The sequence below is a fragment of the Chryseobacterium endophyticum genome (assembly GCF_056333165.1).
This window is the reverse complement of the sequence record NZ_JBWGXE010000004.1, coordinates 131,727-151,431: the sequence shown is the minus strand read 5'-3', so window position 1 is coordinate 151,431 and position 19,705 is coordinate 131,727. Positions and strand designations below refer to the sequence as shown.

General features: G+C 40.3%; 16 protein-coding genes. 5 read left to right on the top strand and 11 right to left on the bottom strand.

The window, feature by feature from the left end:
• Window position 1: 1 nt before the first annotated feature.
• From AC0N32_RS11040 to AC0N32_RS10990, 11 genes are all read right to left on the bottom strand, one after another.
• Window positions 2–2,212 carry a RelA/SpoT family protein gene (locus AC0N32_RS11040; RefSeq protein WP_476393914.1) on the bottom strand — a complete coding sequence of 737 codons (2,211 nt, stop codon included), beginning with the start codon at window positions 2,210–2,212 and terminating at the stop codon, window positions 2–4.
• Between the two features lie 110 nt (window positions 2,213–2,322).
• Window positions 2,323–2,685 (bottom strand): hypothetical protein, encoded by a 363-nt coding sequence (locus AC0N32_RS11035; protein WP_476393913.1) that lies wholly within the window; start codon window positions 2,683–2,685, stop codon window positions 2,323–2,325.
• 167 nt (window positions 2,686–2,852) lie between these two features.
• Window positions 2,853–4,760 (bottom strand): acetate--CoA ligase, encoded by a 1,908-nt coding sequence (gene acs, locus AC0N32_RS11030; protein WP_476393912.1) that lies wholly within the window; start codon window positions 4,758–4,760, stop codon window positions 2,853–2,855.
• Window positions 4,761–4,799: 39 nt separating this feature from the next.
• Complete coding sequence (locus AC0N32_RS11025) at window positions 4,800–6,698, bottom strand: AMP-binding protein (protein WP_476393911.1); 1,899 nt, start codon at window positions 6,696–6,698, stop codon at window positions 4,800–4,802.
• A gap of 29 nt (window positions 6,699–6,727) precedes the next feature.
• Entirely contained in the window at window positions 6,728–7,090 is a 363-nt protein-coding gene (locus tag AC0N32_RS11020; protein ID WP_476393910.1) for a response regulator transcription factor, read from the bottom strand.
• A complete protein-coding gene (locus AC0N32_RS11015; RefSeq protein WP_476394157.1) occupies window positions 7,087–9,798 on the bottom strand; it encodes an ATP-binding protein in 2,712 nt (903 codons plus the stop codon). Before AC0N32_RS11015 ends, AC0N32_RS11020 begins: the two co-directional genes overlap by 4 nt.
• The gene (locus AC0N32_RS11010) at window positions 9,791–9,985 is read right to left on the bottom strand and encodes a hypothetical protein (RefSeq protein WP_476393909.1); all 195 of its coding nucleotides are present in this window, start codon (window positions 9,983–9,985) and stop codon (window positions 9,791–9,793) included. Before AC0N32_RS11010 ends, AC0N32_RS11015 begins: the two co-directional genes overlap by 8 nt.
• A 191-nt stretch (window positions 9,986–10,176) precedes the next feature.
• Complete coding sequence (locus AC0N32_RS11005; RefSeq protein WP_476393908.1) at window positions 10,177–10,404, bottom strand: DUF6814 family protein; 228 nt, start codon at window positions 10,402–10,404, stop codon at window positions 10,177–10,179.
• Window positions 10,405–10,449: 45 nt separating this feature from the next.
• On the bottom strand, window positions 10,450–12,030 hold the full coding sequence (locus AC0N32_RS11000; RefSeq protein WP_476393907.1) for an MFS transporter: 1,581 nt from the start codon (window positions 12,028–12,030) through the stop codon (window positions 10,450–10,452).
• 82 nt (window positions 12,031–12,112) lie between these two features.
• Window positions 12,113–13,492, bottom strand: coding sequence for a porin (locus AC0N32_RS10995; RefSeq protein ID WP_476393906.1), 1,380 nt, complete (start codon window positions 13,490–13,492; stop codon window positions 12,113–12,115).
• A gap of 192 nt (window positions 13,493–13,684) precedes the next feature.
• Window positions 13,685–14,101, bottom strand: a complete 417-nt coding sequence (locus AC0N32_RS10990) for an IS1/IS1595 family N-terminal zinc-binding domain-containing protein (RefSeq protein WP_476393905.1) — start codon at window positions 14,099–14,101, stop codon at window positions 13,685–13,687.
• 160 nt (window positions 14,102–14,261) lie between these two features.
• On the opposite strand from AC0N32_RS10990, the gene AC0N32_RS10985 reads away from it, so the two are divergent.
• The 5 genes from AC0N32_RS10985 (at window position 14,262) to AC0N32_RS10965 (ending at window position 19,663) form a co-directional block, all read left to right on the top strand.
• Window positions 14,262–14,858, top strand: coding sequence for a GNAT family N-acetyltransferase (locus AC0N32_RS10985; RefSeq protein ID WP_476393904.1), 597 nt, complete (start codon window positions 14,262–14,264; stop codon window positions 14,856–14,858).
• Window positions 14,830–16,047 carry an argininosuccinate synthase gene (gene argG / locus AC0N32_RS10980; protein WP_476393903.1) on the top strand — a complete coding sequence of 406 codons (1,218 nt, stop codon included), beginning with the start codon at window positions 14,830–14,832 and terminating at the stop codon, window positions 16,045–16,047. The genes AC0N32_RS10985 and argG overlap by 29 nt, the downstream gene beginning before the upstream one ends.
• Window positions 16,048–16,116: 69 nt before the next feature.
• A complete protein-coding gene (gene argC, locus AC0N32_RS10975; protein WP_476393902.1) occupies window positions 16,117–17,097 on the top strand; it encodes an N-acetyl-gamma-glutamyl-phosphate reductase in 981 nt (326 codons plus the stop codon).
• Between the two features lie 110 nt (window positions 17,098–17,207).
• The gene (locus tag AC0N32_RS10970) at window positions 17,208–18,386 is read left to right on the top strand and encodes an aspartate aminotransferase family protein (RefSeq protein ID WP_476393901.1); all 1,179 of its coding nucleotides are present in this window, start codon (window positions 17,208–17,210) and stop codon (window positions 18,384–18,386) included.
• A 317-nt stretch (window positions 18,387–18,703) separates the two neighbouring features.
• The gene (locus AC0N32_RS10965) at window positions 18,704–19,663 is read left to right on the top strand and encodes a Rossmann-fold NAD(P)-binding domain-containing protein (protein ID WP_476393900.1); all 960 of its coding nucleotides are present in this window, start codon (window positions 18,704–18,706) and stop codon (window positions 19,661–19,663) included.
• Window positions 19,664–19,705 lie beyond the last annotated feature (42 nt).

The window sequence follows — 19,705 nt, the reverse complement described above, 5'->3', positions numbered from 1 at the left end:
ATTAAGACTGTAACCTTCTTACTTTCGAAATGCCATCAATGTCATTAAGCTTTTTAAAGGTTTGTTCGAGCTGACTTTTATTTTTGACCTCAAGATTAATCGTTCCCGTAAAAATACCGTCATTGGATTCAATCGACATGCTTTTCATATCCATTCCCATGGCACCACTGATTACGGTGGTTATATCATTGATCATTCCCATCCTGTCGAGTCCTTCAATCTCAATTTTCACCCTGTTCTTAAAGCTTTCTGCGTTAACCCATTTGGCAGGAATGACCCTGTAATCGTACTGGGCACGAAGGTTGATCGCATTCGGGCAATTGTCACTGTGAACTTTTATTCCGTCTGAGATCGTAATGAATCCGAAGATTTTGTCTCCCGGAATTACAGTACAGCACTTGGCGTACGTGTAATTAAGTTTTTCTTCGTCCTTACCGAAGACGATCATATCAAGATTCTGCTCTTTGGGCTCTACAAAAGCAGTATTCTTAGAAGGAGACTTCCTGAACCTTGAAAGCAGGTTGTTGAATACATTTTTACTTTCAATGTATTTTCTTAAGCTGCTCGCATCCAGTTCGTTACTTTGGAATTTAAGGAAAAGCTCCTGGGAAGATTTGAGATGAAAAAATTTCTGAAGCTTGTTTACTTCATCATCATTGAAATTAATCTTAGCATGACGGAGTTTTCGCTGAAGAATCTCTTTTCCATCTTCTACCAGCTGATTTTTTTGTGAATTTAAATAACTCTTGATTTTCGATTTGGCCTTGGAAGTCACCACGAATTCCAGCCAGTCGGATTTTGGTTTCTGATTCTGAGAAGAAAGGATGTCTACCTGATCACCGTTCTGCAAAACATACGAAATCGGCACCAGTTTCCCATTGATTTTTGCGCCTAAACATTTCATTCCCAGATCAGAGTGTACGGAAAATGCAAAGTCAAGAGCGGTCGCATTGGTCGGAAGAATTTTAATTTCGCCTTTTGGGGTAAATACGAAGACTTCTTTTGAATACAGGTTCAGCTTAATATTATCCAGAAGCTCCGAAGTAGAAAGATTCTGCTGCTGTTCAAGCACTTCGCGGATTTCCGTCACCCAGTTTTCAAAATTCCGGTCTTCGGAACTTTGCTTGTAGCCTTCCTTGTATTTATAATGTGCTGCAACTCCTTTTTCGGCAATCTCATCCATTCTCTCGGAACGGATCTGTACCTCAATCCATTTTTTATCAGGTCCCAAAACCGTTAAATGCAAACTTTCGTATCCTGTGGAACGCGGCTGTGTGATCCAGTCACGCATTCTCGACGGATTACTGTGGTATACATCCGTTACGATCGAATAAATTTTCCAGGCCAGAAATTTCTCGTTCTTGGCATCTGATTTATAGATGATTCTGATCGCATAATTGTCATAAACTTCTTCAAAAGAAACCCCCTGTTTCAGCATTTTCCTGTAAATGGAAGAAATGGCTTTGGCGCGGCCTTTTATTTTAAAGTTTAAACCTTCTTCATGCAGCTTTTCAGAAACTTCCGTTTTAAATTCTTCGATATATCTTTCACGGCTTTCTTTGGCGAGCTCCAGTTTTTGCGTTATTTCCGTATAGACATCCGGATTATTATACTTTAAAGATAAATCTTCCAGCTCGGATTTTATATTGTACAGACCCAGACGGTGCGCCATGGGAGCGTAAATATACACGGTTTCGGAAGCAATTTTTTTCTGCTTGTCAGGAGCCATGCTTTCCAGCGTACGCATATTGTGGAGGCGGTCTGCAATCTTAATCAGGATCACCCTGAAGTCTTCTGAAAGGGTGAGCAGGAGTTTTCTGTAATTTTCTGACTGAACCGAGATATTCTGGTGGTTCATGATGGAAATCTTGGTAAGTCCGTTGACAATATTGGCAATTTTTTCACCAAAGATTTTCTTAAGATCTTCGTAGGTATAATCAGAATCTTCGATCACATCATGCAAAAGGGCACAGGCGATCGACGTCGCACCCAACCCGATTTCCGTAGCTACAATTTTGGCCACCGCAATGGGATGGTAAATGTACGGTTCACCAGATTTTCTTCGCTGATCTTTATGTGCATCCAATGCAATATCGAATGCTTTTCGGATAAGTTTGTTATTTTCCTCATCCAAAGTTCTGTATGTGTTAGAAATCAGATCCTTATACCGGGCTAAGATTTCTTTGTTTTCTTGTTCTAAGTCGTAACTCATTCGTGCTAATCCCTTATTTAGACGAAAATACGAAAATTTTCGCACTTTTCAAACACGAAAAAATCCGTAGACAATCTACGGATTCCGGTTATTAATTCTTATCATTTGTTTTAAAACTTGACTTCAGAGTCCATTCCGCTGGTAGAACCTTTGATTCTTACGTCGGGGCTGTTGTGGATTTCCGCTTTATTGGTGATGGTTATATAGTTTCTTATATCTTTATAATTAGCTTCTTCAAGGCTCATATTTTCTAACAGATACGTTTTTAAGGCTGTGTTCTTGTTAAAAACGTCCCGGGCATTGGCTATCTGATCATCCTTTACTTCCACGGTTACAAAGTAAGGTGAAGATTGACTTCTTTCATTCAGATAGACAATATAATCTGAATTTTCGAAACCGGAATTTTCAAGATCTGCTTCCAGCTTTTTGTAATCGCTCTGGTGTTCAAATAATCCAGCTAATATATTTGACATAGCAATAGTTTTTTAATTTGTCTAAAGGTACTGAAATTTATTTAAATATTGAATAATTTTTAAAGAAATGGTGTGTTTATTATTTTATCTATATTAAAATTAATTTTTATCTAAAATATCTATTATGTGAAATAAAAAAGAACGGAAGGAAATTCCGCTCTTTAGGGTTAAACTCTGTCATTCTTTATTTCCTCTACTATTTCAGGATTTAAAAGGGTCGTGATGTCTCCAAAATTGCTGAAATCGCCTTCTGCAATCTTCCGCAAAATCCTTCGCATAATCTTTCCTGAACGCGTCTTAGGCAATCCTGAGACAAATTGAATTTTGTCGAGCTTTGCAATCGGGCCGATCTGTTCGGAAATAAGCTGGTTGATCTCCTTTTTAAGATTGTCTCTCTGCCTGCTTTCTCCGGTTTCCTTTAAAACCACGTAACCGTACAATGCATTTCCCTTAATATCGTGGGGGTAACCTACAATCGCAGACTCTGCGACCGCCGGGTGCTGATTGATGCTGTCTTCGATCGGTGCTGTTCCCAGGTTGTGCCCCGATACGATGATGACGTCATCCACACGGCCGGTAATTCTGTAGTAGCCGACCTCATCACGCAAGGCGCCGTCTCCCGTAAAATATTTACCGGGAAAAGCAGTGAAATACGTTTCTTTATACCGCTGGTGATCTCCCCAGATAGTCCTCGCAATTCCAGGCCATGGAAAGCGGATGCAGAGATTCCCGGTAACCTGGTTGCCCAGGATTTCGTTTCGTTTGTCGTCCATCAAAACCGGCTGTATTCCCGGTAGCGGCAATGTGGCGTAAGTAGGTTTGGTAGGCGTTACAAAGGGGAGGGGAGAAATCATTATTCCGCCGGTTTCCGTCTGCCACCATGTATCCACGATCGGGCATTTTTTCTTCCCCACGTGATCGTTGAACCAGTGCCATGCTTCTTCATTGATAGGCTCACCTACAGATCCGATGACCTTTAAAGTGCTCAGATCGTGCTTATCAACCCATTCCACGCTCTCTTTTGCGAGTGATCGGATAGCCGTAGGAGCGGTATAGAACTGTGTAACTTTATGCTTTTCAATTACTTCCCAGAATCTGTCCGGTTGAGGATAGGTAGGCACACCTTCAAAAATAACGGTGGTCGCACCATTCAGAAGCGGTCCGTACAGAATGTATGAATGTCCTGTGATCCATCCGATATCCGCGGTACACCAGTAAATATCATTTTCCTTATAATTAAATACATTTTTAAACGTGTAAGCAGTATACACCATGTATCCTGCGCAGGTGTGAAGCATTCCTTTAGGTTTTCCTGTAGAGCCGGAAGTATATAGAATGAAAAGCGGATCTTCTGCATCCATAATTACACTCACAAAATCGGGAGAAGCTTGTTCGTAAAGATCTTCCATCCAGAAATCTCTGTGCTCCTTCATTTTAATCTCATTCTGTGTTCTTTTTACCACCAGCACTTTTTCAACACTTGGCGTTTTTTCAAGGGCTTCGTCAACGATACTTTTTAAATCCAGAACTTTATTGCCCCGGTAGCTGCCGTCGGAAGTGATTACCATTTTTGCTTCACAGTCATTTACTCTCGAAGCTACGGCAGAGGCGGAAAATCCTGCGAAAATAACAGAATGGATGGCGCCCAGTTTAGCACAGGCAAGCATGGTAACAGCCAGCTCAGGAATCATAGGAAGATAAATGCAGACTCTGTCTCCTTTTTCAACTCCCATTTCTCGGAGGACGTTTGCTGTTTTATTTACTCTTGTGTATAATTCGCTGTAAGAAATATGTTGGGCTTCCTCTTTCGGATCATTGGGTTCCCAGATGATAGCGGTTTTGTCTCCTCTTACGGAAAGATGCCTGTCCAGGCAGTTCTTCGTAATATTTAATTTGGCATTTTTAAACCAGGCGATTTTGGCTTCATTCATGTCGTATTTTACCACTTTGCTCCAGCGCTGATACCACACGAAGTTTTCATCGGCTATTTTATCCCAGAATTTTTTAGGGTTTTTAATCGATTTTTTATAATCTTCGAAATAATGCGGTAAATCTTCTATCAGGTAATTTCTCATATTCCTTCTTTTTATTTTTTTTATATTTTAAATTTAAACTTAATTTCTGTTTTTTGTCCTGTATTCCGTGATTTTTTGCTGAATTTCATCAATGATTTTTTCGTCGTCTATGGTAGACGGAACCTGAAAGTCTTTTTTATCCAATAGGGTTCTGATAAGCTTTCGCAATATTTTTCCGGATCGTGTTTTGGGAAGACGTTTTACAGTCATTACATTTTTGAGGCAGGCCACGGCGCCGATTTTTTCCCGGACATTGGCTACGATTTCTTTTTCAACCGTCTCTTCAGAGATTGTGGTGCCGTTTTTTAAAACAATGGCAGCAAAAGGAATTTGCCCTTTAAGATCATCATCAATTCCCACAACAGCGCATTCTGCAACATCCGGATGGGACGATACGATTTCTTCCATTTCCGAGGTAGAGAGTCGGTGCCCTGCAACGTTGATCACGTCGTCCACACGCCCAGTTATGAAAATATAGCCATCTTCATCTTTTATGGCGCCGTCACCGGAGAAATAATACCCGTTGTACTGCGACAGATAGCTGCTTTGGAAACGTTCTTCATCATTCCAGACGCCAAGCAGGGCGCCGGGTGGCAACGGAAGTTTTATCACCAGGTATCCTTCATGGTGAGGATCCAGTTCATATCCGTTTTCATCAAAAATTTTAATATCATATCCCGGAATGGGTTTTCCGGCAGAAGCTCTTTTAATATTATAATTTTCATCAAAAGTTATCAGACCCAACATCGGCCACCCAGATTCGGTCTGCCACCAATGGTCTATTGCCGGAACGCCGATGTGTTCTGCAAACCAGTCGAGTGTGGCTACGTCACATCTTTCGCCGGCCAGAAACTGTTTTTTAAAATGGCTCAGGTCATATTTTTTTACCAATTTCCCGTTTGGATCTTCCTTTTTTATGGCTCTTATCGCTGTGGGGGCCGTGAACATGACAGCAACCTTATGCTCGGAAATGACTCTCCAGAAAGTCCCGGCATCAGGTGTCATGATGGGTTTTCCTTCAAAAATAACGGTGGTATTCCTGTTGATCAATGGCCCGTACACGGAAAAGCTGTGGCCGACGGCCCATCCGAAATCCGAAGCCGCCCAGTAGGTTTCGCCCGGTTCGACACCGTAAATATATTTCATGGAAAATTTCAAAGCCGTAGCATATCCGCCCGTATCTCTGGTGATTCCTTTCGGCTTTCCGGTAGTTCCCGATGTGTACAATAAATACAATGGGTGGGTAGATTCTACCTCAACACAGCCTGCAGGTTCCGATTGCTGAACCAATTTTTCATAATCGATAATTCCGTCAAACATTTCGTGTTGGTTGTCTACCAATTTCCTGTTGAAGACGATGATATTTTCTACTTTATCCTGCGCAAGTTCAATGGCTTTTTCAACCAAAGGTAAATACGGGATTCTTTTGGCGATTTCTATGCCTGCCGTTGCGGTAATTAAAGCTTTGGGTTTGCAGTCGTCAATTCGTACCACCAGCTCGTGGGGTGCGAATCCGCCGAAAACGACATTGTGAATAACACCAATCCTTGCGCAGGCCAGCATGGCAAAAAGCGTCTGTGGAATCATCGGCATATAAATCACAGCCGTATCACCTTTTTCCAGGCCTAAAGAAATAAGGCCTCCCGCTAATTTTGAAATTTCCTCTTTCGCCTGATTAAAGGTATAAGAAATCTTCTGTTCCGTTACCGGCGAATCATAAATCACCGCGATTTGTTCTCCGTAACCGTCGGCAATATGTTGGTCTATGCATAAATAACACATATTCAGCTTTCCGTCGGAAAACCATTGGGTGTAATTGTTTCTATCTTTAGAAATAATCTTTGCAGGAAATGTAAACCATTCGATTTCCTGAGCTTGTTCTTTCCAGAAATTTTCTTTGTCGTCTATGCTTCTTTGAAATAAATCTTCTGCATTCATAATATTTTATTTTGTGTTTAATCCAAAAACTATTCAAACATTTCTTCGATCTGCTGCATGAGTTTTTTGATAGAATACGGTTTTGTCACGTATGCATTAGCACCCATTTCCAGCCCCTTTTCAATATCTTTCGGATTGTTTTTGGCACTCAGGAAAATAACTTTGGTGTCTTTTAATTTTTCATCCTGTCTGATGATCTGTAAAGTGCTGAAGCCATCCAGATTGGGCATCATGATATCCAGCAAAATAACGTCCGGAACCATGTCTTTCAGGAATTCCAGAACTTCTGTACCGTCTCTGGCAATATAAACATCATACCCGGTTTTCTTAAAGCTGTATTCCAGTGACATTAATATTTTGTGCTCATCATCTGCAATAATTATCTTTTTCATGTTTTGCTGTGGTTTTGTTCGACTGCATTTTTATATTCTTTCACCGAACCGGGCAATGTGATTGTAAATGTTACCCCAAGTCCGCTGTTTTCTGCTTTTATGGTTCCTCCCTGTGCCTGTACAATTTTTCTGCAGATCGCCAGCCCCAGTCCGCTTCCTGCAGGTTTCAGGATATTTTGGTTTTTTGACTGGTAAAACTTATCAAAAATCATCTCCAGGTCTTCCTCGGGAATATGTTTTCCGGTATTGAAGATTTTTATGATCAGCTGATTTTCCTTATCGGCCAATTTTGTCTGAATCGTTCCCTGGTCGTCTGTGAATTTTAAAGCATTTCCAAGGATATTCTGGAACAGCTGGATCATTCTTGCTTCATCATAATCAAACAAAAAATGATTCAGAAGGTTGACCTCATTCAGATGGATGTTTTTTTGCTGAATGAGATGTAAAATTGGATTTAATGCCTTTTTATAAGTTTCGAAAATATTGTTTTCCTGAATATGCAAAGCGATTTCACCATGCTCCAGCTTGTCGAGATAAAGGATGTCATTAATAATTTCGCTCAGCCTGTCGGATTCTGTGATGATGTTGTTTAAAAACTCTTTTTTTATTTCTAAAGGAATATCGTCATCATCGGCTAAGATTTCTCCAGCTGAACGGATGGCTGTAATCGGTGTTCTCAGCTCATGGGCCACCGAATCCAGGAAGTCATCTTTCTGGCGGTCTTTAATGATTAAATTTTCATTGGCATTGCGCAGGTCATCAGATAACTTCTGCAGTTCTTCCGACTGCTCGGTAAGCTTTTTATTAAGGCTGATGTTTTCTTTAGATTCCTCCAGGATATTTAAAACCTCTTTTAAGGATATCTTATCTTCTTTGGTGACGCCTTCGATTAAAATTTTTGCGGAAGCGGTTCCTATTCTTCCGGCCAGAAGATTTTCGGAAAACTTGATGAATCTCGAGTCTGCGGTTTCTGTCTGGGAATCAATATTGTATTTTAAATTGAAAATTCTCAAAGCCTGCTCTGTCTTGCTTTTACCTAAAAACCGTTCGAGAATATTTTTGATGTCCGAAATATAAGCGGTTCCGCGCCAGATGAAAGCATTTTCATGATTCTGGATGTATTTGTCGATATCCACATACAATTCGGCAAAATTTCTCTCGCGGTAATTTCCTTTGGTGCTGACTGAGATAATGGCAAATAAGCCGGTATTCACTAGGAGAGACCAGAAAAATATCTCCGGGATCCTGCTCAGGTACGGAATGGTGAAAAAATCAAAAGTGTTGTACAGATCTCTCAAAACGCCCTTGAATTCCTGGTTGTATGAGAAGTAATATTGTGGGATAATCAAGCCGAAATAGCAGATGGCAAGCCCTGCCAAAAGCCCGGTCATTGCGCCTTTGTAACTTCCTCTTCTCCAGAAAATAGCTCCGAAAAAGGCCGGAGCCAACTGGGCGATGACGACAAATGAAATCAGACCGACCGAATCCAGCGATGTTTTTAAGATGAAATATTTATAAAAAGCAAAAGCCATAATGATCAGTGCGAAAATGCTGAATTTCCTGATATTCGTGATGTTCCGTGTGTTCTGAATCTCATTCTCCGATTTGAATTTACCCAATAAGCCATACGGAATAATCAGGTTGTTGGAGAGCATGATGGATAAAGTAATTGAAGAAATGATAATCATTGAAATACAGGAGCTTAAGCCACCGAGGAAAACCAGAACCGTAATCAGTGTATTATTGAAATACTGAGGGATCAGGATCGAGTAAAATTCCGGATTTACTTTTTGTCCCTCGAAAATTAACCTTCCTCCCCAGGCAATCGGAAATATAAAAATGGTGAAAATCAATAAATAAAGCGGAAAAAACCAGATGGCTGTTTTAATGTGTTTTTCCTGTCGGTTTTCCACAATCGCGGTATGGAACTGTCTTGGTAAAATGCAGATCGCGGTCCCTGAAATCATACAGAGAATCATCCAGTTTATCGCTCCTTCGGGTCCGTTGAACGTGTTTTTTTCTTTAAAATCTTTAAACTGGCTTGCCTTCTGGTAAATATCTGAAAAACCATCAAAGACAAAATAAATAACAAAAAGGCCTAAGATGATGATAAAGAATAATTTAAGAAAGCTTTCAAGAGCGATGGCGGAAGTAATTCCCAATCGTTTTTCCGAGGCATCGACATAGCGGGTTCCGTAATATGATGAAAATAAGGCAATTAAAACAACCACAAATGTAGCATTATCAGTAAGGATATTTTTTGAAATAGCGGTTTCGGTCACCAGGTGGAAGGTTTCGGAGATCGCTTTGATCTGTAATCCGATATAGGGAACGATGGCCAGAAGACATACAATGGTGATAACGGCACTGAAACTCCGGCTGTTTCCATACCTGAGAGAAATGAAATCGGCGACGCTGCTGATCTTGTTTACCCTTGAGATCCGTACAATCCGCGTATTGATGTAGATCCATGCAGGGATGATCACGATAGGGCCTACGTAAATCGGCAGGTAATTCAGTCCGCTTGTTGCCGCAACACCAATGCTGCCATAATAGGTCCAGGCGGTACAGTAGACAGCAAGGGAAAGTGCATAGATGTAAGGGTTATTAATCCAGAGCTTGCTTTTTTTCTTCTCCGCCAGATAAGCGACTAAGAACAAAAGGGCCAGGTAAAACAAAACCACGGTGAATAAAGCGAAACTACTCATCATATTTTTTTATAATTACAAAAGATATAATGATGGAAATGAGCCAGAACACGAAAATATAAATCAGAATCATCGGATAGCCGAGGACTTCCCGGTCGCTGTTGAAAAGTAGCGAAACAGGAATGCTGAATGCAATCATAAGTCCGATGCTCAGGATGATCAATTTTTGTTCGTGTCTTTTTTTCATGATTGATGATTAATGCATAATTGATGATTGATAAATGATGATTGATTTTAAAATGAAAAACAATTTGTTACCGATTGATTCTTTTATCTTTTATTTGAATTTTTTGCGTACTCTGTAATTAATGAATGATAATTGATCATTTAACGGCTGTAAGTCCATCGGTGATCAATTATCATTCATTATTTTATACATCAGATCTTCTCATCTGAATATTCACCTGTCAGCGCATAATATCCGAAAATGGCCATTCCGCCGGAAATAATCGGCATAAGGACGAAGAGGATGATTATTCCGAAAACAAGATCTTCCTGCTTCCCGGAAGTTATTTTCGGAATTCCCATTACAGTGATTCCGAAATATCCTACTACCAGGGCGATTGCGATCCAAAGGATACCTAATATTTTTTTTAGTCCGTTCATTTTTAGTTGTTTTAAAATTAATAAAAAAATCGTGTGGTCCGTTGTCTAATCGTGAATATTGTTGTTCTTATTTTTCAGGTAAAATAATCCGATGAGTAAACAGACTCCCGCGACTCCGATCGGGTACCAGAGTCCTTCAAGATACCATGTGGCGTGTCCTGCTTCTTTTCCGGTAGTTACCAGGTAGGTGGCGACCGCCGGAAGAAGGCCTCCGAAGACTCCGTTTCCGATATGATAAGGAAGAGACATGGAAGTGTAGCGGATTCTCACCGGGAACATTTCCACTAAAAAGGCTGCAATAGGGCCGTAAACCATCGTCACAAAAATCACCTGGATAAATACCATGAAGATCAGGTACCATTTGGTGTTATCTGCCAGTTTTACCGTTTGAGAGACTTTCGGTTCTTCCGCTTTTCCGTCTTTCATTACGGGACCGTTGGCAGACCAGTGAACGATACTGTCTTTCTTAACTAAAGTTCCGTCTGTAAAAAGGGTTTCTTTATGGAAAGTGATCAGGCTGTCGGTAGCGATTTCGTTGTGTACTTTGGAGGTTATTTTCTCTGAAACCCCATTAGCCGCAACGGTTTTATTTTCAAGGTTTACACTTTTAAACATAGAATCATAGATCGGCCGGTACGCGAGAATGGCTACAAGCATTCCGGTCATCATAACAGCTTTTCGCCCGATTTTGTCAGACAGCCACCCGAAAAATACGAAGAACGGCGTGCCCAGGAATAAGGCCGTGGCCATTAATGAGTCTACCTGTGCAGATTCTACATTCATCACTTTCTGAAGGAAACTCATGGCATAAAACTGCCCGGTGTACCAGATTACACCTTGTCCCATCGCAGCTCCAAACAACGCCAGCAAGACAAATTTGAAGTTTAATTTGTTTCCGAAACTTTCTTTTAAAGGATTTTTTGAGGTTTTTCCTTCACTTTTCGCTTTGGCAAACAACGGAGATTCTTTCATATTTCTTCTGATGATGTAAGAAACGCCGACCATTAAAATTGAAATCCAGAACGGAACCCTCCAGCCCCAGCCGTCAAATTCCTCTGTAGAAAGCGTGGTTTTCGTCACCAAAATGACGATCAGTGAAATGAAAAGTCCTGCAGTTGCGGTGGTCTGGATCCAGGAGGTCCAGTAGCCTCTTCTTCCCGGTTGCGCATATTCTGCAACATACGTGGCAGCGCCGCCATACTCACCGCCGAGGGCCAGACCCTGTAAAAGTCTTAAAATGAGAACCAAAACCGGTGCTAAAAATCCAATGGTTTCATAGCTGGGAATACATCCGATCAGAAATGTCGAAAATCCCATGATGAGTAGAGTAACCAGGAAAGTATATTTTCTCCCGATAATGTCTCCGAGCCTTCCGAAGAATAAGGCTCCGAATGGTCTTACGACAAAACCCGCCGCGAAGGTGGCTAATGTGGATAAAAATGCGGCCGTCGGGTTATCAGAAGGAAAGAACTTCGTCGCTAAAACCACAGCAAGACTTCCGAAAATATAGAAGTCATACCATTCGATGAGGGTTCCGAGTGATGATGCCGTAATCACGCCCCAAATGGTGCGGTTTTTCTGCTTTTCGGTCATATTCTCGTAGCTTACTTGATTGTTATCGCTCATTATGATTAATTTTTAAGTTAGTTTGAATTGATATTGAGTTTTCGTAATTTATTTTTTAACCACTTATTTAAATTATACAGATCTACAGGTAAATTTGAAATTGTATAATGAACTCTCCTTTTGAAGAAGGGCTTTCGGTGGGGCTTGTATAAACAGGTCTTGTAGAATATTGTGTGGTGATTTTTGCATGATGTCCGTCGATAAACCAGTTGGCACCGACATCAAATTGTGAGGAGGACTTATCAAATGCTTCAAAGCTTTTGTGGGTATATGCGGCAAACGGCTGGATCCTGATCTTTGGTTTTTCGGCCTGGCTTGGCAGCAGTAAACCCGCCTGGGCATAGATAATATTTCCTGTTCCGATGGTGGGCTGCAGGTTTCCCTGTCCGGCAATGGCTTTATTTCCGACAAAATTAGGATCTGAAGAAGCAATATTCATGATGCCGATATTTCTGATGTAGTTAGGGCCAAACTGGTAATTGTAGTAGCCTGCGTAAGCCGACACCGCCATTTTATTTTTCGCATTTCCCAGTGGAATATCTGCGAAAGCATCAACGGCTACCAAAGTGATGTCGTGTTTCTCAGTACTGGAATTGACCGATGTTCTCGTTCCGTCTTTCTGGTGGTAAAAACCGGCTCCGATGTTGAATACCTTTTTAGTCCCCAAATAGGAGCCCACTTTAAAAGGCAGCAGATTTGATTCTTCATCCAGGAACTGATATTCAACATATCCGGCCTTAGAAAAGTTAGGATTTCCATTATTGTCTACTGCGACAGCTTTTGAAGGGTCTGTGGCATTTGCGGGAACAAGGTCTGTTGCAAAGGGTTTGTTTAAGCTGAAGCGGTATTCCAGTTTTCCGTATTTTCCTTTGGCAAACATCCCGAGCTGTCTCGCAAACTGATCGGAATTGTCTATCAACGGCCATGTGAAAATAGGAGAGTCCACCGTGAGGAAGTTCAATGTGGAAGCCATCGTCATCCGGGAAAGTCCCATGTAATAATGTAATCCTGCCCCTAATGAAAGACTGAATTTCCCTGCCTCTCCAGGTAAAACGACGGCGTATTCGTTCCATGCATCATGGAAGAACATTTGTGGCTTTTTACCGTTTCCATATCCTCCTGTTCCGGAAGTTCCGGATCCGCCTCCGTTGATAAAGGTCTGATTATTAATTCCAAAATGAGCCAGGATCATATACCTTTTAGAGATCTGAGCGTATGCCAGAGCCCTTAATCTCCGGTTTCCAAGGCTCCATGAATTATCTGTCGCTTCTCCGCCAACCATGCTTCCGGGATTCATGTCGGTATTCCTTACCCAAAACTGGTCCCATAAAATAAATCTGATGTATTTGTCGCCCTGCTGATTAAGGTTTACTTTTAATCCGCTCCCATAATCCGCGGAACCCTGGCTGTATACAGAATTGCTGATTAAGGCTAATCCAATGAAAGTAATTAATTTTTTCATAAATTATCAATTTTTGGCTTTGTTTTTTATGAAAGCCAAATTGTAATTAATAATTTATTTAGAAAAATTTAATATATATTAGTGCTAAGAATATATATAAATAATAAATAATGTATTATTTAATTGAATATAAATGATTTGCTGATTTGTATTCCATTAATACAAAAGTTGAACTTACTTTTTGTCCGTTGCTTATTTTTTAAACCTTTCCCATTTAATCAGCATGTATTTGTCGGCAAATTGGGTGATGATTAATCCTGAATTTTTAATATTTTCTTCCTTACTCATATATTCGATGAGTTCGTTTTGTTTTAAGATTTTATAGACCGGATGAAACTCGGAATGCGGTGGTCTCGTGATGTTGTATTTTTTGATCCATGAACTGATTGTGACATGAGAAACGCCGATAATCCTTTCAATTTCGCGGAAGCTTAATCCTTCAAGATAGAGCTGTAATGCCTTGGTGACATAGTAATCATCAATCTGCTTTCCCAGCTTTTTTACGGTAAAATAATAATGGCAGTCCTTGCAGAGAAAGCGTTGTTTTTCATTCACAATTCCGCTTTTTACGATTTTGCTGCCGCCGCATCTCGGACAGTTGTTTTCCATAACTATAGTTTTTTAGCAAATATATAATAATATAGCAAATTCTTAATTTAACATAAAGATAAAATTACCTGTATATTAATTTAATTCAATAAAATTATCTTTTTTATTTGTTTATTATGGAAAATATATTTTAAATTTGCCAAAAATTTTAGATAAATCAATGGAAATAGAAATTTCCTCATCCATTCATTTAACGTATGTGAATGAAATACAACAGGAAATGTATGATTCTGCACAACGTAGAGGAACGGGGATTGCAAAGCGCTCGGTCGAATATCTCAGTAAGAAAATTACCGAAGGAAACGCGGTAGTCGCTACCGATAAAGGAAAGTGGGTGGGATTCTGCTATATTGAAACCTGGTCTCACGGTCAGTTTGTAGCGAATTCGGGGCTCATTGTTTCTCCTGAGTTCAGGCATTTGGGCGTGGCTACTTTAATTAAGGATAAAGTTTTCGCTTTGTCCCGGAAAAAGTATCCGGAAGCCAAAATTTTTGGATTAACCACGGGTCTTGCCGTAATGAAAATTAATAGCGACCTGGGTTACAAACCCGTAATTTATTCTGAGCTTACCCAGGACGAAGAATTCTGGAACGGCTGCAAGAGCTGTGTGAATTATGATATTTTAATCAAAAAAGAACGGAAAAACTGTCTCTGTACGGCAATGCTTTTCGTTCCCGATCCCATAAAAAGCATAGCTAAAAAAAATAAGTCTGAAAATCAATATAATAATGAACAAGAAAGTAGTTTTAGCATTTAGCGGAGGTCTTGATACTTCCTACTGCGCCAAATATCTCAGTGAAATACTGGGATTTGATGTGTACGCAGTCACGGTAAACACCGGAGGTTTTTCTAAAGAAGAGGAAAAAGAGCTGGAGAAAAAAGCCCTGAATCTTGGGGTAAAAGAATACAGGTGCGTGGATGCTCAGGAAGACTATTACAATTCTTGTGTGAAATATTTGATTTTTGGGAATGTGCTGAAAAACAATACCTATCCATTGTCCGTAAGTGCAGAACGTACGATTCAGGCACAGGAAATTGCAAAATATGCGCTGGAGGCCGGGGCAGATGCCATTGCTCACGGAAGTACGGGAGCCGGTAATGATCAGGTGCGTTTTGATTTAATTTTTCAGGTGATGTGCCCAAATGTGGAAATCATCACCCCGATTCGTGATATGGCGTTGTCCCGCGAAGAGGAAATTGAATTCCTGAAAGATCATGGTTATGAAATGGAGTTCCTGAAAGCGCAATATTCTGTCAATAAAGGACTTTGGGGAACCTCCGTCGGCGGAAAAGAGACCCTGACATCAAGAAGTTACCTTCCTGAAGATGCTTTTCCTTCTCAAATTAAAGAAACACAACCTTCAGAACTGGAAATTGAGTTTAAATATGGGGACGTCGTGGCCGTAAACGGAGAGAATTTCGGACATCCTGTGTATGCCATCCAGAAAATCGAGGAACTGGCATCAGCTTATGGAATAGGCAGAGACATTCATGTTGGAGACACGATTGTAGGAATTAAAGGAAGAGTGGGTTTTGAAGCAGCGGCAGCAGCGGTTATCATCAAAGCACATCATTTATTGGAGAAACATACCCTTTCGAAATATCAGCAGATGATGAAGTCACAGTTGTCCGACTGGTATGGGAACTGGCTTCATGAAGCACTTTTCCTGGATCCGGTGATGAGAAACATCGAGTCTTTTCTAATGGATTCTCAGAAAACAGTAAGCGGGAAAGTATTTGTCACCCTTCATCCGTACAGGTTTATTCTCAACGGAATTGAGTCTGATCATAATCTGATGTCGGATAAATTCGGAAGCTATGGGGAAGCTAACAGAGCCTGGACGGGCGAAGATGTAAAAGGTTACACGAAAATCCTGAGTAATTCATTGAATATCTATCATCAGATTAATCAAGATTTGATTACAGAAAACTCAAAGAAAAATTAACGTTAATAACAAGTCCTGAAAGGACAGTTTAAATAAGGATAGGATGAAATTCTATCAAAAATATTCAAAATGATTGATCGAAAAGATACCAAAACAGCAGGAATTATAGGAGCCAACGGTTATACCGGAAGCGAACTGGTCCGTTTGCTGGCTGTCCATCCACTTGTGTCCCTGGTATTTTTATACAGCCGTTCAAATGCCGGGACGAAAATTTCAGATCTGTATCCTGATTTGGAAATGGTCTGTGAAATGGTCTTAACCGATAAGCCTGAGGAGGTAGATGTTTTATTTTTATGCCTTCCCCATAAAGAAAGCCAAAACTGGCTCGCTCAAAACGCGGTGAAAGATTCAACGCTGGTAATTGATCTGGGGAATGATTTTCGTCTGGAAGGAAGTTTTGGAAACAGGGATTTTATCTACGGATTGCCGGCGATCAATAAAAAACAGCTGCAGGGAGCTAAAAGCATTGCCAATCCCGGATGTTTTGCCACGGCAATTCAGCTGGCATTGCTTCCTTTAGCGCAGAAAGGTTTGTTAAATGAAGTATATACAACGGGAATTACGGGTTCAACCGGGGCCGGACAGTCTTTACAGGCAACGACCCATTTTACCTGGCGGAATGATAATATTTCAGCCTATAAAACATTAACCCATCAGCATGTAGAGGAAATTTTACAGCAGCTCGGCACTTTAAATAAGGAAGAAATCAGTCTCAATTTTGTCCCATGGAGAGGCGATTTCACAAGAGGGATTTTTACCAGTTCCACGGTGAAGACAGATTGGGAACTGTCAGATATTGAGCAATTGTTCAGGGATTTTTATGCAGATGAGCCTTTTGTAAAGGTAAGTGAAAAAGCCATTGACTTAAAACAGATTGTCAATACCAATCGCTGTGTGATACAGATTGAAAAATGTGGGAATGTTGCGGTCATTCACTCAGCGATTGACAATTTGTTGAAAGGCGCTTCAGGCCAGGCGGTGCAGAATATGAACATTGCGATGGGCTGGAAAGAAAACCTGGGACTGGACCTGAAACCCGTAGCTTTTTAAAGGTGAACGGTCAATAAGTCAATTGTCAATCAGGTCAATGGTGAATTTTTAAAATACTTTGTTTATCAATCATCAATCATCAATCATCAATTATCATTTATAATTAAGACATGAATTTATTCAACGTATATCCATTATTCAACATTAATCCGGTTAAAGCCCGGGGTTCGTTCCTTTGGGATGATAAAGGTGAAAAGTACCTTGATTTTTACGGAGGTCATGCCGTGATTTCGATTGGGCATAATCATCCTCATTATCAAAGCAGGTTAAAGGAACAGTTAGATAAAATTTCTTTTTACTCAAATTCAGTTCAGAATGAGCTACAGACTGAATTGGCAGATAAATTAGGAAAACTTTCAGGGTTGGAAGGTTATAATTTGTTTCTATGTAATTCAGGCGCAGAAGCCAATGAAAATGCCTTAAAACTGGCGTCTTTTCATAACGGTAAAAGTAAAGTGCTGTATTTTTCGGGTTCATTTCATGGGAGGACTTCGGCAGCTGTTTCCGTGACCGATAATCCAAAAATCGTGGCTCCGGTGAATTATGATGAAAGGTTTATTAAATCCGGGTTCAATGACATCGGGCATCTTGAAGAGATTTTTAAAAAACAGGGAAACGAAATTTCATCCGTTATCATCGAAGGTATCCAGGGCGTTGGCGGAATTATGATTCCCGACTTTGAATTTTTAAATAAAATCAAAGAATTATGCGAAAAGTATAATGCTGTTCTGATTTTGGATGAAGTTCAATCAGGATATGGAAGAAGCGGATATTTTTTCGCATACCAGGAATCCGGAATTGAGGCGGATATCGTTACGACCGCTAAAGGAATGGGGAACGGCTTCCCGGTCGGCGGTGTTCTGATTCATCCGAAATTTAAAGCCAGCAATGGTTTACTGGGAACTACTTTCGGAGGAAATCATCTGGCCTGTGTAGCGGCTATTGCGGTGCTGGATGTAATAAAAGAAGAAAACCTGATGGAAAATGCCCGCGTGATGGGAGATTATATTGAGGAAGAAATTAAAGATTTGCCATATATCAACACGATCAGGCGAAAAGGATTGATGATCGGCATTGAACTCGACCGGGATTGTGCGGAAGTCAGAAACAGTCTGCTCTATGATCACCATATTTTTACCGGAAACTCCAATGATAAAACGGTTCTTAGGATCCTTCCCGCACTGAATATTAAAAAAGAGGAAGCTGACCTGTTTATTGAAGCTTTGAAAACGGTTTTGGAAAGTTTAAGTATAAAAGAAAAGGAATTTTTAACGAATAAGGCACATTAGTGTTGCGCATATTTTAGATCACGGAAAAAGAAAAATCAAAGATTTTCAACAAGATTATTGCCTTTTAAATTAAGAAGGATTTAAACCACAAAGTCACAAAAGCTTTAATAAAATAGAAGAGATAAAATTTAAGTTTGGAAACAATAAGATCACATAAGTTTTTGAAAATCTTTGATAAATGTTCTAAAATATTCTCAAAGTGATTAAATTCTCTTCCGTGACTTATGTGTTAAAAAGTAAAGAGCAGCCCTCTGTGAAAATCCGTGAAATGCGTAGGAGAAAAAACAATAACCGAAAGCTCTTAAAAATGTATTACAATGAAAAAATTTACCACTGTAAGTGATGTAGAAAACTTACAGGAAATGATAAAAAAAGCTTTACACATCAAAGAAAACCCTCTTTTGGAAACCGGGAAAGGAACTGGGAAAACCATTGGATTGGTATTTTTAAATTCAAGTTTGAGAACGCGTTTGAGCAGTCAGATAGCTGCGCAGAATTTAGGGTTAAATATTCTCACATTAAATGCCGCTCAGGAAGCCTGGAATCTGGAATTTGCAGACGGAGCGGTCATGAATGGCGATACGGTTGAGCATATTAAAGATGCCATTGAAGTGTTGAATCAATATTGTGACATTATTGCGGTGCGTTGTTTTGCGGGAATGAAAAGCAAAGATGATGACGTTAACGAAAGTATTTTAAGCCAGTTTGAGCAGCATGCAAAAGTTCCGGTGATCTCTTTGGAGTCGGCAACACGCCATCCGCTACAGAGTTTTGCCGACTGCATCACGATTACTGAAAACTGGACCGAAAAACGCAAACCAAAGGTTGTATTGACCTGGGCACCTCACATCAAGCCGATTGCCCATGCGGTAGGAAACTCTTTCGCAGAGTGGATACAGGAGATGGATGTTGATTTTGTGATTACCAATCCTGAAGGCTATGATTTGGATAAAAATTTTACGAAAAATGTGAAAGTGATTCATAATCAGGATGAAGCCTTAAAAGATGCAGATTTTATCTACGTTAAAAACTGGTCGTCTTTTGATGATTATGCAGCCATGCCTGAAGTGAAAGAAAACTGGATGCTGACCAACGAGAAGCTTGAAAATACCAATCAGGCAAAAGTAATGCACTGTCTTCCCGTCCGCCGGAATGTGGAATTGAGCGATGAGGTGATGGATGGTAAAAATTCTATTATTTATCAGCAGGCCAAAAACCGGATTTTCTCGGCACAGGCAGTATTTTCTGAAATTCTGGATGGACTTAGTGCTGAATAACGAACTAAACCTCATAGCTTTTCAAAACCTGTGAGGTTTGAA

Excerpts from the sequence above, each read along its gene's own strand:
- acs (WP_476393912.1), bottom strand. The coding sequence starts at position 4,760 with ATGAGAAATTACCTGATAGAAGATTTACCGCATTATTTCGAAGATTAT.
- AC0N32_RS11005 (WP_476393908.1), bottom strand. The coding sequence starts at position 10,404 with ATGAACGGACTAAAAAAAATATTAGGTATCCTTTGGATCGCAATCGCC.
- AC0N32_RS10995 (WP_476393906.1), bottom strand. The coding sequence starts at position 13,492 with ATGAAAAAATTAATTACTTTCATTGGATTAGCCTTAATCAGCAATTCT.
- AC0N32_RS10990 (WP_476393905.1), bottom strand. The coding sequence starts at position 14,101 with ATGGAAAACAACTGTCCGAGATGCGGCGGCAGCAAAATCGTAAAAAGC.
- AC0N32_RS11040 (WP_476393914.1), bottom strand. The coding sequence starts at position 2,212 with ATGAGTTACGACTTAGAACAAGAAAACAAAGAAATCTTAGCCCGGTAT.
- AC0N32_RS11020 (WP_476393910.1), bottom strand. The coding sequence starts at position 7,090 with ATGAAAAAGATAATTATTGCAGATGATGAGCACAAAATATTAATGTCA.
- AC0N32_RS11015 (WP_476394157.1), bottom strand. The coding sequence starts at position 9,798 with ATGAGTAGTTTCGCTTTATTCACCGTGGTTTTGTTTTACCTGGCCCTT.
- AC0N32_RS10985 (WP_476393904.1), top strand. The coding sequence starts at position 14,262 with ATGGAAATAGAAATTTCCTCATCCATTCATTTAACGTATGTGAATGAA.
- AC0N32_RS11035 (WP_476393913.1), bottom strand. The coding sequence starts at position 2,685 with ATGTCAAATATATTAGCTGGATTATTTGAACACCAGAGCGATTACAAA.
- AC0N32_RS11000 (WP_476393907.1), bottom strand. The coding sequence starts at position 12,030 with ATGAGCGATAACAATCAAGTAAGCTACGAGAATATGACCGAAAAGCAG.
- AC0N32_RS11025 (WP_476393911.1), bottom strand. The coding sequence starts at position 6,698 with ATGAATGCAGAAGATTTATTTCAAAGAAGCATAGACGACAAAGAAAAT.
- AC0N32_RS11010 (WP_476393909.1), bottom strand. The coding sequence starts at position 9,985 with ATGAAAAAAAGACACGAACAAAAATTGATCATCCTGAGCATCGGACTT.
- argG (WP_476393903.1), top strand. The coding sequence starts at position 14,830 with ATGAACAAGAAAGTAGTTTTAGCATTTAGCGGAGGTCTTGATACTTCC.
- AC0N32_RS10965 (WP_476393900.1), top strand. The coding sequence starts at position 18,704 with ATGAAAAAATTTACCACTGTAAGTGATGTAGAAAACTTACAGGAAATG.
- argC (WP_476393902.1), top strand. The coding sequence starts at position 16,117 with ATGATTGATCGAAAAGATACCAAAACAGCAGGAATTATAGGAGCCAAC.
- AC0N32_RS10970 (WP_476393901.1), top strand. The coding sequence starts at position 17,208 with ATGAATTTATTCAACGTATATCCATTATTCAACATTAATCCGGTTAAA.